Below are 14,893 nucleotides of genomic sequence, written 5' to 3' on the forward strand. Positions count from 1 at the left end.
GTAGCAAACAAACCTGTGTTTCGCAGGTTTGTTTTTTTATGGGAAATTTCCCCGCAGTTGCCACTTTTTCTCTTTGTTTGCTTCTACGTTCCTATGCTTCCTCGCTTTATTGTAACCGCTATCTTTCTTTTCTATACTGAGGTTGTAGTAAAAATTGAAAGGAGATGTTAAGAAATTATGATGGAAAAAGTTCAGCGGTTTGGCGGTGCGATGTTTACCCCGGTCCTCTTGTTTTCCTTTTCAGGGATCATGGTCGCGCTGTGTATTATCTTTAAAAATCCGATGCTTGTGGGGAGCATCGCCACTGAAGGCTCTACTTGGTACAACATTTGGACGATCATTGAAAACGGTGCGTGGACGGTCTTCAACCAAATGGAATTATTATTTGTCATTGGATTACCGATCGGTCTCGCAAAAAAAGCCAATGCGCGAGCGGCAATGGAAGCCTTTGTCGTCTATATTACTTGTAATTATTTTATTTCTGGCATGATCGAATACTTTGGTAACTTCTTCGGTGTCAACTTTGCAGCTGATCCCGGCGGTGAGAGTGGTTTGAAAATGATCGCTGGCATCAAAACATTAGATACTGGTATTATCGGAGCAATTTTTATTTCGGCGATCGTCGTCTATCTTCACAACAAGTTTTTCGATACGAAGCTGCCTGATTTTCTCGGAATCTTCCAAGGCTCTTCCTTTGTCGTGATCCTCGGTTTCTTTTTAATGCTGCCAGTTGCTTTCTTGATCGCATTGATTTGGCCGAAAGTCCAAGCTGGCATTGGGTCCATGCAAGGGTTTCTAGCAAGTGCTGGGGTCTTTGGGGTCTGGCTCTATACTTTCTTAGAGCGAATATTGATTCCCACAGGTCTCCATCATTTCGTGTATACCCCCTTTGTTTTTGGTCCCGCTGTCGTCGAAGAAGGAATCTCCAAATACTGGATGGCACATTTACAAGAATTTGCCCAATCCACCAGACCATTGAAAGAGCTTTTCCCTGAAGGGGGCTTTGCTTTACATGGCAATTCTAAGATCTTTGCTGCACCAGGGATCGCTGCTGCTTTTTATTTCACAGCCAAGCCTGAGAACAAAAAGAAGGTCTTAGCGATTTTGATCCCTGCCACTTTAACTGCCGTTTTAGCTGGTATCACTGAGCCATTGGAATTCACCTTCCTCTTTATCTCACCACCCCTCTTTGCGGTGCACGCTGTTTTAGCAGCGACCATGGCGGCAACGATGTTTGCCTTCGGGGTCGTTGGAGATATGGGAGGCGGCTTGATCGATCTGTTGGCGAAGGTCTGGATTCCGCTATTTCAAAATCATCGCAGTATGATCTTCACGCAGCTGGTGATCGGGTTAGCCTTTACTGCCCTTTATTTCCTTGTTTTCCGCTTCTTGATCCTCAAATTTAAGTTAGCCACACCAGGACGGGAAGAAAACAATAGCGAAGTCAAACTGTACACCAAAAAAGATTATAAAGAAAAACAAGCCAACACTGGAACGCCAGTGATGGCTGGTGCCAATCGCTACACCGAACAAGCCGCAGTCTACTTAGAAGGGTTTGGCGGTCGCGACAACATTGATAAAGTCACTAATTGTGCCACTCGCCTAAGAATCACCGTCAAAGATCAAGACCAAGTGCTGCCAGATGACATCTTTAAAGGCGCTGGTGCCCATGGTGTTGTTCGCAACGGCAACGCCTTCCAAGTGATCGTTGGTCTGGATGTGCCACAAGTGAGAGAACAATTCGAAAAATTATTAGCTGTATCAGACTAAGGAGGAAACAAAAATGAAAAAATTTTCAATCGTGATCGCCGGAGGCGGCAGTACCTTTACCCCAGGAATCGTCTTGATGCTTTTGGAACACTTGGATCGTTTCCCGATTCGCCAAATCAAGTTTTACGACAATTTGGAAGAACGACAAGAAAAAGTTGCACAAGCTTGCGAGATTTTATTGAAAGAACGCGCACCAGAAATCAGCTTTTTAGCAACCACTGATCCCGAAACCGCATTTCAGGATGTCGATTTTGTGATGGCGCATATCCGAGTTGGCTTGTATGCGATGCGCGAAAAGGATGAAAAAATCCCTTTGAAATATGGTGTGGTCGGCCAAGAAACTTGTGGTCCTGGCGGGATCGCTTATGGGATGCGTTCTATCGGCGGTGTATTGGAGTTAGTCGATTACATGGAAAAATATTCCCCTGATGCATGGATGTTGAATTATTCCAATCCTGCAGCGATCGTCGCAGAAGCGACTCGTAAATTGCGCCCTGATGCCAAGATCATTAATATTTGTGATATGCCAGTGGGAATCGAAGAACGGATGGCGCAAGCGATCGGTTTAGCTTCTCGCAAAGAGTTGGTGGTTCGCTATTATGGATTGAATCACTTTGGCTGGTGGACAGATATACGAGACAAAGCTGGCAATGATTTGCTGCCGCAGATCCAGGCGCATGTGGCAAAATACGGCTATTCATTGCCAGAAGAAATCGAAGCGAGCCAACATGCTGATGCCAGCTGGATGCACACCTTTGCCAAAGCAAAAGAAGTCTACGAAGTTGATCCACCCACTTTGCCAAATACCTACTTGAAATATTACTTTTTCCCTCAAGATGAAGTGGCGCACACCAACCCATCTTTTACACGGGCAAATGAAGTCATGGCTGGCCGCGAAAAACACGTCTTTGGTGAATGCCAACGCATCGTAGAAAACCAAACAGCGACTGACACCACGCTTGAAGTGGATGAACACGCCAGCTACATCGTGGACCTTGCACGAGCGATTGCTTATAACACGCAAGAACGGATGCTGTTGATCGTGCCTAACGAAGGAGCGATCGTCAACTTTGATGAACAGGCAATGGTGGAAGTGCCTTGTATCGTCGGCAGTAACGGGGCAGAACCAATCACACAAGGCAAGATCCCTCGCTTCCAAAAAGGATTGATGGAACAACAAGTCGCCGTAGAAAAATTAGTCGTGGAAGCTTGGGCAGAGGGTTCTTACCAGAAATTATGGCAAGCACTGATTCTTTCAAAAGTGGTTCCAAATGCCCGTGTAGCCAAAGAATTACTCGATGAATTGATTGAAGCAAATCAAGCCTTTTGGCCAGAATTACACTAGCCAGCGTTCTTCGCCTCCCCTCCTGGCTTTTCAGCTATACTTAATCAATAAGGAGGGGTTTTTGTGAAATTACAGTATTTGATTCAACAGCACCAATCAGAGTTAAGTGAACTTGATCGTGGCATTCTAAACTACATTCTTTCCAACGGCGACACCGTTCTATCTATGGGGATCGTCGAGCTATCCGAGCAGGTTCACGTCTCCAAGTCTTCTATTTTACGGTTGACGAAAAAACTTGGTTTTTCTGGCTATTCCGAGTTCAAATATTTTCTACGGCATCAGCAAGAACAGGCAACAACGATTTCGCAACAAAAAACGATTTTTGAAAAGCAACAAGAGGATATTTTCGCCACCCTCAACTATTTAAAAACGGTAGACTTAGCTGCCCTCAACTGCTTGTTTGACCGCAGCAAAACCATCTACTGCTACCCAACTGGTTTTTCCCAAAAGAAAGCACTGGAGGAGTTTTCCAAAATGATGCTTTCTATGGAAAAACGAGTGATCGTATTGCCGAACAAAACGGAATTTGATATGGTCATGCCGATGATCACTGCCGAAGATTGTGTGATCATCGCCTCACTGAGCGGCGAAACAGAAAACGTCAAAGAGAATCTGACGACTTTTGCGATTCGTCAGATTCCCGTTTTGACATTGAGTGCGCCAGGAGATAATTATTTTGCTCGCCATTCAACGTTTCACCTGACCTATTATTGCGATTTTTTTCAAATCGGTCGCAAGAAAATCCCTAGCCAGTCTTTGATCGGACTAAGCTGCTTGATTGATTATTTGATCCGTTCCTACGGACTATTCACTTTACAGGAGGGCAACCATGACTAAACGAAAATGGGCGTTTCCATTGATTTTACTGAGTTATTGGCTTTTGATCGCCGGTGCTTACTATCTTTATCTTTCCTTGACTGCCTTCAACCATGGGATGACCTTTGCCCAGTACCTCAGCTCGCAACCGTTAGCCGCTTTAGGGGTCTTGTTAAGTAGTCTCCTTTTGCTGCAAGGGGCTTGCCTGTACTTTATTCAACGGTTTTCCATGAGTAAAAAAGGCCTTTTGGGTCAGTATTTATTCCTGATCTTCTTCCAGCAGTTGCTGACAGCGAATGTCATCGGCGCAGGACTCGTCTTTTTTACAAGAAGAAGTCTTTCAAGTCAGGAGGAAAACGCAACCTGGGGCGAAAAGAGTTTTACCTATGGGGCATTAGCATTCATTCTTTTATTGAGTTTATTCTTTTTCCTCCTTGTTCGATCAGCGATTTAACTTCCCCAAAAAGAAAAGCAGTGCCGGTTGGCACTGCTTTTTTGCTGTCGCTTCTGCTAGTTTGGCTCTGTTTTTGAAGCAAAAACCACTTTGATTCCAAAGTGATCGCTGACGATCGGAGTACGCGTTCCGTCAAAAACGACTTCATATTCCGTTGCTTGCAGGTCATTGGATGCAAAAACATAATCGATCCGCAATGCTTCTCGATTGTCTTGCCAACCATCAATGGCTTTAACGACAGAGGCTTCACCGATCGTTTCGGCAGCCGTTAAAAAGCTGTCTTGCAGCTGTAAGGAGCTGTCAAGGACGAGTTGATGACCAGAACTGGCCGCATCGTTGTTGAAATCTCCTAGAATCAATAAGGTATCTGCCCGTTCTGCTAAAAATGCTTCTGTCTGTTGCCACTCGTAGGCAAATTTACCGTCTTGCCACCAAGAAAAGTGACAGCTAACGACTTGTACGATCTGTCCATCGGCTTCAGTCACGCCGCTCAGGTTTTTGCGCGTGGTATGATCCCAGACATCCGTGGCTTGTGAAGCAAGATATTCTTTGGCAATGATGGGCTGTTTGGACAATAAGGCATTGCCTTCGTGGTAAATGTCATAGCCTACGTGACTGTAGGTCCATGACCAGTAGTAATCACAGTCTAACAGTTGCAGTTCTTCCACTAGGCGTAAAGCAAAATTGTCCTCCTTGATTTCCACCAGCGTATCTGTGGGGCAATATAGCCCATCAGGAACGATGGCTTGAGCAGCGATCGTTTGGTTGACTTCTTGCAAGGCGATGATGTCATAGTCGCCTGTTGCAATCTCTTGTGCGATCATTTTGCATTTTTCTAGCTGATTTTCTTCTAACCAGCTATGGGTGTTCAATGTTAATACCTTCATGAATAAGGCTCCTTCTCTCGGTTTGCTTGTACGATTCCTTTTAAAAATAAAAGAGAGCGGGTCAACAAAAGAGTCGACCCGCTTGTCATTTTATTATAGTTTTACGATTCCAACAACTGCGGCTGCTTGTTGCTTGCCGATTTGGGTCAATTCAAAGGAATCGATTTGATTGCTGTTGGTCAACACTACAACGATGGTGGTGTCTTTGCCAGCAGCACTTACTGCAGCGAGATCCATCTCCGCTAACTTGTCACCCGCCGCCACTTGTTGTCCTTCAGTGACAGCTACCGTAAAGGGGGCACCGTTTAAGTCAACGGTATCTAAGCCCATGTGAACCAATACTTCGATGCCTTCATCAGAAAGCAAGCCAATAGCATGTTTCGTTGGGAAGATGTTGGTGACTTTCCCGCTGATTGGTGCGACAACTGTCGTCTGCTCTGGACGCACGCCATAACCGTCACCCATCATTTTTTCCGCAAACACTTGGTCTTTGACAGAGGTGATCGGCATCACTTCTCCAGTGGCAACGGCAGCTAGTTCAGCTGTCACGCCTTGGCTTTGGTGGGTAGTGGTTTCTACTGGTGCTTGACTAGCCGTCGGTTCGGGAATCGTGACACCAGAATCTAAGATATCTTGAATGTCTGATTTTAAGACATCTGCTTTCGGTCCATACACTGCTTGCACACCGTTGTCTTTTACGATCAAGCCTAAAGCCCCTGCGGCTTTCCATGCTTTTTCATCGCCGACCGCTTCTCGATTTTTCACAGAGACCCGTAAACGGGTCATACATGCATCAACGTCGGCGATATTTTCACGTCCGCCTAATAAATGAATGATTTTCACGACTTGCGAATCTGGGTTCAAATTTCCATCCGCCGAAGCTGTTGCTGGCGCATCGCTGGCTCCTTCTGTTTCGTAGTTGCCGTTTCTACCTGGTGTTGCAAAGTTGAATTTTTTGATCAAGAAGTTGGCCAAGAAATACATCCCAACACCAAAGACGATGGTCACTAACACAAAGTTGATCAAATCTTGTCCTAAGCCGGCATTGATCGCCATTGGGGTACGGGTCAACAACTCGATATTCCCAAAAGAGTGGACCCGTAAGTTGACGATATCCGCCATCGCAAACGCCGCCCCTTGTACGACTGCATAAACGATGTAAAGCGGTACGGCAGCAAACATAAACATGAACTCCAACGGTTCCGTTACCCCTGTCAAGAAGACAGCGATAGCAGCTGATAAATACATAGAGGTATATTTGTGCCGTTTGTCCGCATCGACATTGCGATACATGGCATAAGACAAGCCCATCAAGATCCCAGATGAACCAATCATTTGTCCAACTTTAAAGCGGGCAGGAACAAAGTTTTCCAATAAAAATTGATATTGTGACGTATCGCCAGCATTGCGCATGTTCACTAGATCCGTTGCCCAAGCAAGCCATAATGGGTCTTGTCCAAAGACTTGGGTGCCGGCTTGTGCGCCAGAAAGAATCGTGTAAGTTCCACCTAATTCGGTGTAATTGATCGGGATCGTCAACATGTGATGCAGCCCGAATGGTAAGAGCAGCCGCTCCAAGGTTCCAAACAAGAACGGTGCTAAAACGGGCGCACTTTCTTGTGATTGCGCGATCCATAAACCGAAGTTGTTGATGCCTGCCTGAATGTAGGGCCAAACGATCGATAACACTAATGCGACGACTACTGAACGGGCGATCACTACGAAAGGTACGAAGCGTTTGCCGTTAAAGAAGGAAAGCGCATCCGGTAATTTGCGGAAATTATAGTATTTGTTGTAAGCTGTTGCTCCCACAAAACCGGCGATGATCCCAACAAAGACACCCATGTTCAAAGCAGGTGCTTCTAATACACTAGTAAAGAAGCCGTCGATCATGATCTTCGTCCCAAATAACGTATGGGTAAAGGCGCCTTCTTCGGTTAACATCGCGCTCGTCACGCCAAAGATCGAACCAGTGATTCGGTTGATCAAAATAAAGGCGATCCCAGCAGCAAATGCCCCACCAGCTCGCTCTTTTGCCCAACTACCACCAATAGCTAATGCAAATAATAAATGCAAGTTACCAATAATTGCCCAACCAATGTTTTCAATGACGCCTCCTGTAGTGATCAAAAATGCCCAGTCGGCATTGATCATTGGGATCGTTTTCCCAATACTGATCATCAAACCAGCAGCTGGCATAACAGCGACAACCACCATTAGCGCTTTTCCGAATTTTTGCCAAAATTCGAAGCTCAATAATTTTTTCATCTTCCTTCTTCCTTCCCTGAATCGATTTACGCAATCGGTTTCTTAATGATTTCATTCTAACGGAGAAAAAAGATTTTGTAAACCCAGAAATATCAAAAGGGATTCTATTCGCTTTTCACCTTTATATAACTGAATCTCTCTTTCTCGATGTTTCCTAATAGGAAATTCTTTAAACGCAACAACTTTCACTTGACGATGCAATCGTTTGCGCTTATGATAGAGATATCAAAAAGATTCTGGAGGGACTTTCATGAAAAAAATCCAACGATTGTTCGAGATCGATCCATGGAAAATCGCGACATCTACCTTAGATAAAGAAAATCGTCGACTGCAAGAGTCGCTAACAAGTATCGGGAATGGCTACATGGGAATGCGCGGCAACTTTGAAGAACAATACAGCGGCGATCATCACTTAGGTACTTATATCGCTGGTGTCTGGTACCCAGACAAAACCCGTGTCGGCTGGTGGAAAAACGGCTACCCTGACTATTTTGGCAAAGTGATCAACGCGGTCAACTTTATTGCAATGGACCTATTTGTCAATGACCAATTAGTCGACTTAGCAAAAATCAGCCCAAGTGACTTCCGTTTAGAACTAGACATGGAAACCGGGATTTTACGCCGCAACTTTACTGTCACTTTGGCAGGCGCCACCGTAAAATTCTCTTTTGAACGCTTCTTGAGCATCGTAAAACGTGAACTTGCCCTCATTAAGATGGACGCTGAGATCATTGAAGGCGACGCTGAGATCAAAGTCGTTTCTAAACTAGATAACAATGTCCATAACGAAGACAGCAACTACGACGAACGTTTCTGGGAAGAATTGGCTCATGGCCAAACCGAAACCTTCCATTACTTGACCACTCGGACTGTAGAAAATAATTTTGACATTGAACGCTTTACTGTCACTTCTGCTATGCGTCATAGCCAAACACCGATCGATTCCGTGAAAAGCGAGCTTTGCGTTGCTGATACCTTTGCCTTTTCTGGAACAGCCGGTGACACCTTCTCATTGATCAAAGAAGTCTTGATCGTTACGAGTCGTGATGTTCCCGCTCATGATCATCCAGCAAAAGTCACCGAATTAGGCACTTTATACAAAGCAGATTATGATGCGTTGCGTGCAGAACAAGTTGCTGCTTGGAAAGCCCGCTGGGATTTAGCTGATGTGATCATTGAAGGCGATGCTGCGGCGCAACAAGGAATTCGTTTCAACCTGTTCCAATTGTTTTCAACCTATTATGGCGAAGACGAGCGCCTGAACATTGGACCGAAAGGCTTTACTGGTGAAAAATATGGCGGTGCGACTTACTGGGATACCGAAGCCTATGCAGTTCCATTGTATTTGGCATTAGCAAAACCAGAAGTGACCCGTAACTTGTTGAAATACCGTCACAACCAATTGCCGCAAGCCCATATCAATGCGCAAAAACAAGGCTTAGCAGGTGCCCTTTACCCAATGGTGACCTTCACTGGGATCGAATGCCACAATGAGTGGGAGATCACTTTCGAAGAAATCCACCGAAATGGTGCCATCGCTTATGCCATCTACAACTATACGAATTATACTGGCGATACAAGTTACCTGAAAAAAGAAGGATTAGAAGTGTTAAGTGCGATCTCACGTTTCTGGGCAGATCGTGTCCACTATTCGAAACGCCAGCAAAAATACATGATCCATGGCGTTACAGGACCAAACGAATACGAAAACAATATCAATAACAACTGGTACACCAATAAAATGGCTACTTGGGTCTTAGCTTATACCTTAGCCAGCTATGAAGCCTTCAAAGACGAAGCGACTGTCACGATCTCTGACGAAGAACAAGCCAAATGGCAAGACATCATCGACAATATGTACTTCCCAGAAGACCAAGATCTTGGTGTGTTCGTCCAGCATGATACCTTCTTAGACAAAGACTTGATGCCCGTTTCCGATCTTGATCCAAAACATTTGCCGTTGAACCAAAATTGGTCGTGGGATCATATCTTGCGCTCTTGCTTTATCAAGCAAGCCGATGTTTTGCAAGGTATCTACTTCTTAGGCGATCAATTCAGCAAAGAAGAAAAACAACGGAACTTTGATTTCTATGAGCCGATGACAGTGCATGAATCTTCCCTTTCTCCAAGTATCCATGCGATTTTAGCAGCGGAATTAGGCATGGAAGAAAAAGCGTTGGAAATGTATGAGCGGACTGCTCGTCTTGATTTGGACAATTACAACAATGATACCGATGATGGCTTGCACATCACTTCTATGACCGGCAGCTGGTTAGCGATCGTTCAAGGTTTTGCTCAAATGAAAACCGATCACGACCACTTAGGGTTTGCGCCATTCTTACCTAAAACTTGGAGCCGCTATGCCTTCCACATCAACTATCGTGGACGTCTGCTCTTTGTTTCCGTCAATGACTCGACGGTGACATTGAAGAAAATCAGCGGTGAGGCATTGCCAATCAAGTTGTATGGCAAAGACTATGTTTTAGAAGACGAAATCAGTACAGCGATCAACTAAACAAGCCTTCTGAAAGAAGAAATGTCTGCATTTCTTCTTTCTTTTGATTGGCTCTACCCTTGTGCCAACACTTTGTGATACTATAAGCTAAAAAAGGAGGGAAATCAGTGAGCATTACGGTCAAAGATGTCGCCAAAAAGGCTGGCGTCGCTACATCCACGGTTTCTCGTGTCGTAAACGATCATCCCAGCATTTCTGAAGATACCAAGAAGAAAGTGCGCAAAGTAATGGCAGAAATGGGCTATGTCCCCAATCTTGCGGCTCGAAATCTCGGCAAACAGATATCCAGTGCCATCGGCGTGATCTTGCCGCCTCTTGATTCGAAAGAACGACTAGGAAACCCCTTTTATTTAGAAACGATCGAAGCCATCAATGAAGAGGCCCGCCATCATCAAATGACGGTTGCCGTTGCCTCCGCCCGTGACTTTGCTACATTACTAAAAAACGTGGAACGGATGCACCTGCAAAAACAAGTAGATGGCTTTATCTTGGTCTATTCCGATGAAAAAGACCCCATCATCGACTATCTGGTCGAAAAAGAAGTCCCTTTTACTTTGATTGGTCAACCATACAGCAATGAAGACAAAATCGTTTTTGTCGATAATGACAACCAGTTGTTAGGCAAGCAAGCAACCGAGCATCTGATCGCCCAAGGGCATACGAAGATATTATTTGCTACCAATACGACCCATGAAAACCTGTATTTCGAGCGTTTCTTCGGCTACCAAAAAGCCATGATGCTGGCAAATCTCCCCTTTTATCCAGCATTGACCTTTGAAAAAGCGGAAGATTACGTCACGTTTGAAGAAACGATCAAAGAATCCCAAGCAACGGCCATCGTCGTGATCGATGATCTGTTCGCTGTGCGGATCATTCAATTAGCAACGATGTATGGCTACAAAGTCCCCGACGATTTATCCATCATCAGTTTCAACAATTCGATCTTTGCTACTTTGACCCATCCGTATTTGACTAGTATCGATATCAACGTGCTGTCCTTAGGAAAAATCGCTACCGAACGGCTGATGGCGCAATTGAATCATGAAGATTCAAACGGCGTACAGCTGGTCGTACCACATAAGCTGATCAAACGAGAAACGGTCTTAAACCGCAACCAGTTGAACTGATCCGCTGGGTCTGATCCACTTCCCCTTACATGCAAAAGCACCCGCTGTCCCTAAGGATAGCGGGTGCTTTTCATATTTTTATTTATACTCTTTGCTTTCCAGGCGGAACAATGGACTCATTGGTGTATTTTCGTGGATACGGCGAACGGCTTCCCCCATCAATTCAGCACAAGAAATGTAGTGCAGTTTTTGCGGATGGCGTTCTTCGCTAGTCCAGCAAGAATCGGTGACACAAATACTTTCAATCGCTGATTGATCCAAAATTTCTTTAGCAGGCGGTGAAAGCAAGGCGTGAGAGACACAAGCATACACTTCGCTGGCACCAGCTTCCTTCAACAAGTCTGCCGCTTTTGCCAATGTATGGCCGGTATTTAAAATGTCATCAACCAAAATACATTTTTTCCCAACGACATCACCGATCACATAGCCGCCATCGGCTTCATCTTGATCGACGATCGCGATCGCTGTATCTAAGTATTCTGCCAAACTACGGGTCCGTTGGACACCGCTGTTTTTTGGTGAAACCACGACATAGTCGTCACCCGTCATTTTTTGTTCGCGATAGTAATGGGCAAACAATGGGATCGTAAAGAGATTATCCACTGGGATGTCGAAAAATCCTTGAACTTGGACGGCATGCAGATCAAGCGTCAAGATTCGAGAAGCCCCTGCTTCCACCAGCATATTGGCAATCAATTTTGCAGTGATCGGCTCATGCGGGTTGGCGGTTCGGTCTTGCCGTGCATATGCGTAATAAGGCAAAACGACATTGATGGTCTTCGCACTAGCCCGTTTCATCGCATCGATCATGATCAATAGCTCTAAATAGTGATCATTGACGGGTTCATTCGTCGATTGAATGATATAAATATGGTCGCCCCGCACACTTTCTTCGATATTGATGGCAATCTCTCCATCACTAAACTGTGTCACTTTTGACTTCCCTAGTTCTGTACCGAAAACTTTCGCAATGTTTTCTGCTAATGGTAAATTTCCATTTAAACTAAAAATTTTCAACGAACTATCTTTATAACTTTCGCCCATGATTGCCTCCAATGAATGTGGTTGTTTTCTTCTATTCTAGCACAAAGTGACTGTTTTTTTAACCGTCTCGTTCAAGGAAGTGTGACGGTACCGTTTACCCAACTGGCGGGAATCACTTTTTTGTAGTTGCCCCAGTTGTCATGAACTTTAAAATAGCGTTCTCCGCTGGCGGTTTCAGCGTAGGCGTAAGCCACGACCCAATGATTGCCATACGTGCTGCCTAAAGGCTTCAAAATACCGATGATCACCGGTTTGCCTTCATCGATTCGTTTGCACGCTCGATGCCAGCCGCCAACAACAGTCGCACGTCCGCGGTAAGGCAATTGGAATTGATCGAAAAACCGAGTCAATCCATGACTGACTTGCCAAGCGATCGTCGGCAACCCATGAGGCTGAATCAGCACCCGCAGCATTTCCGTCACTACTGTCAGATCTCGCTGTTTTTTTCTACGAAACGCTTTCGGGATGATCGTTTCATCGATGTAATCTTGATAGTAGGCCAAAAAGACGGCTGCCGCATAGGTGCCGCATAAATACCCTGAAGGAGTGACCCACTGCTTATACGGACGAAACCGCTCTTCGGCGATCCCTTTCCACTCTACTTGTTCCATCTCGTTCACCTGCCTTTTTTCTTATTATACCTTAGATTCTCCTCCTACTTGGATCAAAACCCTTTTTCGTCTAGAAAACTTTTCTTTGCGTCCTTACAGATTTTGTTTCATAATAGTAGAAAGCGAGAGGAGCGAAAGACATGACAACCTTGTTAAAAGATGATTTTTATGACTATGTAAATGGCGAGTGGCTGGAGACCGCTGTTATTCCAGCAGATAAACCCGCTACGGGTGGATTCCAAGATCTCGTTGACGGAATCGATTCCTTAATGATCGCAGAATTTGAAAATATGGCACACGATCCCCATGCTACGCCAAAAGGCCGCATGAAGGATGCTGTGGCTTTTTACCGCTTAGCCAGCGATTTTGCCCAACGAGAGGCAGCTGGAGCTACTGAAGCAAATGCACTATTAGCAAAAATCGAAGCGTTGCGTTCTTATGAGGAATTGAATCAGCAACTGGCAAGTTTCGTTTTAGATGGCATTGCCTTGCCTTTCCAACTAGATGTCGATGCAGACATGAAAAATGCGCAAATGAATACTTTGTCTGTCTATCCGCCTGCTACTATTTTGCCGGATAAAACCTATTACACAGAAAATCCCCAAGTAAGCGAAATGCTGCAAGTCTACTTTGAGATGGCCGTCAACGTTTTAGTTGCTTATGGAAAAGACCAAGCAGAAGCGGAATCGTTGGTAGAGCAAGCGATCGCTTTTGATAAATTGATCGCCCCTCATGTGCGCAGTGCGGAAGAAAGTGCGGATTATAGCAAAAATTATAATCCTCGCTCCTTGGAAGAATTTGCAAAGCAAGCCAGCAAGATCGATTTTAGACAACTCTTGACAGCCCTTTTACCAGGTACACCAGAAGAGCTGATCGTAACGGAACCCGCTTACTTTGAAGCCTTTGACATTATTGTTTCTGATAGCCATTTTGAACTCTTGAAAGGCTGGATGATCGTCAACCAAAGCTTGCGCTATACTAGCTATCTGAGTGAAGAATTGCGTCAGTTAGGCGGAACCTACAGTCGCTACTTATCAGGGATCGATGAAGCGGCTCCCCAACAAAAAGCGGCTTATTACTTAACGATGGGTCATTTTAGTCAAGTGATCGGTGATTATTATGGACGCAAGTACTTTGGGGAAACGGCGAAAAAAGACGTCAAACACATGGTGGAAACAATGATTGCTGTCTACCAAGATCGTTTGCGCAACAACACGTGGTTAAGTGAAGAAACTCGCCAAAAAGCGATCATCAAATTGAATCGTTTAGGCATCCATGTCGGGTACCCTGATCAAGTTCCTGCTATTTATGACCAATTGCATACCGATGAAGAGAAAAGTCTGCTGGCAAATGCCCTGCATTTCAATCGTTTGTTCCGAGAAGATGCCTTCAAAAAATGGCAGCAGCCCGTGGATCGCGAGGAATGGGAAATGTCCGCCGCTACCGTGAATGCCTACTATCACCCATTTAAAAACGTGATCGTTTTCCCAGCAGCAATCTTACAAGCGCCCTTTTATAGTTTGGAGCAATCCACCAGCGCAAATTATGGGGGGATCGGCGCGGTCATTGCTCATGAGATCTCCCACGCCTTTGACAACAACGGGGCAAAATTTGATGAATATGGTAATTTAAACAACTGGTGGACAGAAGAAGATTTGGCCCACTTTGAACGCTTAGCTCAAGCGATGATCGACGAGTTTGATGGCCTGCCCTTTGCCGGCGGTACCGTAAATGGAACGTTGACTGTTTCTGAAAACATCGCCGATGCAGGCGGACTAAGCTGTGCGCTAGAAGCAGCGCAAAAAGAAAGCGATGTTTCTTTAGCAGACTTCTTCACCAATTGGGCGAAGATCTGGCGTACAAAAGCCAAAGAACAATACCAACAGCTCTTACTGTCGATCGATGTCCACGGACCAGCGAAACTACGGGCCAATATCCAAGTCCAAAACATCGATGAATTCTATACAACCTTTGATATCAAACCTGGTGACCCTATGTATCGTGCACCAGAAGATCGTGTGCAGATCTGGTAAACAATAGCGTAAGAAAAAGACAA

At 45.0% G+C, this 14,893-nt stretch carries 11 protein-coding genes; 7 read left to right on the forward strand and 4 right to left on the reverse strand.

Going from position 1 to position 14,893, the window contains the following annotated elements; translation table 11 throughout:
• Positions 1–177: 177 nt before the first annotated feature.
• The 4 genes from IGI69_RS14695 to IGI69_RS14710 all read left to right on the forward strand — a co-directional run bounded on the left by IGI69_RS14695 (position 178) and on the right by IGI69_RS14710 (position 4,385).
• Complete coding sequence (locus IGI69_RS14695; RefSeq protein WP_115232852.1) at positions 178–1,770, forward strand: alpha-glucoside-specific PTS transporter subunit IIBC; 1,593 nt, start codon at positions 178–180, stop codon at positions 1,768–1,770.
• A 13-nt stretch (positions 1,771–1,783) separates the two neighbouring features.
• Entirely contained in the window at positions 1,784–3,115 is a 1,332-nt protein-coding gene (locus tag IGI69_RS14700) for a 6-phospho-alpha-glucosidase (protein WP_270266775.1), read from the forward strand.
• A 63-nt stretch (positions 3,116–3,178) separates the two neighbouring features.
• Positions 3,179–3,952 (forward strand): MurR/RpiR family transcriptional regulator, encoded by a 774-nt coding sequence (locus IGI69_RS14705; RefSeq protein ID WP_270266773.1) that lies wholly within the window; start codon positions 3,179–3,181, stop codon positions 3,950–3,952.
• A complete protein-coding gene (locus IGI69_RS14710) occupies positions 3,945–4,385 on the forward strand; it encodes a hypothetical protein (RefSeq protein ID WP_005227852.1) in 441 nt (146 codons plus the stop codon). Before IGI69_RS14705 ends, IGI69_RS14710 begins: the two co-directional genes overlap by 8 nt.
• Positions 4,386–4,441: 56 nt before the next feature.
• Here IGI69_RS14710 and IGI69_RS14715 read toward each other — a convergent pair whose 3' ends face one another.
• Together IGI69_RS14715 and IGI69_RS14720 are read right to left on the reverse strand one after the other, a co-directional pair.
• Positions 4,442–5,272 carry an endonuclease/exonuclease/phosphatase family protein gene (locus IGI69_RS14715; protein ID WP_201690354.1) on the reverse strand — a complete coding sequence of 277 codons (831 nt, stop codon included), beginning with the start codon at positions 5,270–5,272 and terminating at the stop codon, positions 4,442–4,444.
• 93 nt (positions 5,273–5,365) lie between these two features.
• On the reverse strand, positions 5,366–7,540 hold the full coding sequence (locus IGI69_RS14720) for a PTS transporter subunit IIBC (protein ID WP_010749062.1): 2,175 nt from the start codon (positions 7,538–7,540) through the stop codon (positions 5,366–5,368).
• Positions 7,541–7,790: 250 nt separating this feature from the next.
• On the opposite strand from IGI69_RS14720, the gene IGI69_RS14725 reads away from it, so the two are divergent.
• The gene (locus tag IGI69_RS14725; protein WP_194193488.1) at positions 7,791–10,055 is read left to right on the forward strand and encodes a glycoside hydrolase family 65 protein; all 2,265 of its coding nucleotides are present in this window, start codon (positions 7,791–7,793) and stop codon (positions 10,053–10,055) included.
• Positions 10,056–10,162: 107 nt separating this feature from the next.
• Positions 10,163–11,182, forward strand: a complete 1,020-nt coding sequence (locus IGI69_RS14730; RefSeq protein ID WP_005227844.1) for a LacI family DNA-binding transcriptional regulator — start codon at positions 10,163–10,165, stop codon at positions 11,180–11,182.
• A gap of 78 nt (positions 11,183–11,260) precedes the next feature.
• Here the strand turns inward: IGI69_RS14730 and IGI69_RS14735 are convergent, their stop codons facing one another.
• Complete coding sequence (locus tag IGI69_RS14735; protein ID WP_153883724.1) at positions 11,261–12,226, reverse strand: ribose-phosphate diphosphokinase; 966 nt, start codon at positions 12,224–12,226, stop codon at positions 11,261–11,263.
• Between the two features lie 71 nt (positions 12,227–12,297).
• On the reverse strand, positions 12,298–12,837 hold the full coding sequence (locus tag IGI69_RS14740) for a C39 family peptidase (RefSeq protein ID WP_005233534.1): 540 nt from the start codon (positions 12,835–12,837) through the stop codon (positions 12,298–12,300).
• Positions 12,838–12,977: 140 nt separating this feature from the next.
• Between IGI69_RS14740 and IGI69_RS14745 the strand changes: the two genes are divergently transcribed.
• Positions 12,978–14,870, forward strand: coding sequence for a M13 family metallopeptidase (locus IGI69_RS14745; RefSeq protein WP_438741317.1), 1,893 nt, complete (start codon positions 12,978–12,980; stop codon positions 14,868–14,870).
• Positions 14,871–14,893 lie beyond the last annotated feature (23 nt).

The organism is Enterococcus sp. DIV1083b, from assembly GCF_051713705.1.
In the GTDB taxonomy this organism is placed as follows: Bacteria; Bacillota; Bacilli; order Lactobacillales; family Enterococcaceae; genus Enterococcus_D; species Enterococcus_D casseliflavus.

Excerpts from the sequence above, each read along its gene's own strand:
- IGI69_RS14695 (WP_115232852.1), top strand. The coding sequence starts at position 178 with ATGATGGAAAAAGTTCAGCGGTTTGGCGGTGCGATGTTTACCCCGGTC.
- IGI69_RS14700 (WP_270266775.1), top strand. The coding sequence starts at position 1,784 with ATGAAAAAATTTTCAATCGTGATCGCCGGAGGCGGCAGTACCTTTACC.
- IGI69_RS14740 (WP_005233534.1), bottom strand. The coding sequence starts at position 12,837 with ATGGAACAAGTAGAGTGGAAAGGGATCGCCGAAGAGCGGTTTCGTCCG.
- IGI69_RS14720 (WP_010749062.1), bottom strand. The coding sequence starts at position 7,540 with ATGAAAAAATTATTGAGCTTCGAATTTTGGCAAAAATTCGGAAAAGCG.
- IGI69_RS14725 (WP_194193488.1), top strand. The coding sequence starts at position 7,791 with ATGAAAAAAATCCAACGATTGTTCGAGATCGATCCATGGAAAATCGCG.
- IGI69_RS14715 (WP_201690354.1), bottom strand. The coding sequence starts at position 5,272 with ATGAAGGTATTAACATTGAACACCCATAGCTGGTTAGAAGAAAATCAG.
- IGI69_RS14710 (WP_005227852.1), top strand. The coding sequence starts at position 3,945 with ATGACTAAACGAAAATGGGCGTTTCCATTGATTTTACTGAGTTATTGG.
- IGI69_RS14735 (WP_153883724.1), bottom strand. The coding sequence starts at position 12,226 with ATGGGCGAAAGTTATAAAGATAGTTCGTTGAAAATTTTTAGTTTAAAT.
- IGI69_RS14745 (WP_438741317.1), top strand. The coding sequence starts at position 12,978 with ATGACAACCTTGTTAAAAGATGATTTTTATGACTATGTAAATGGCGAG.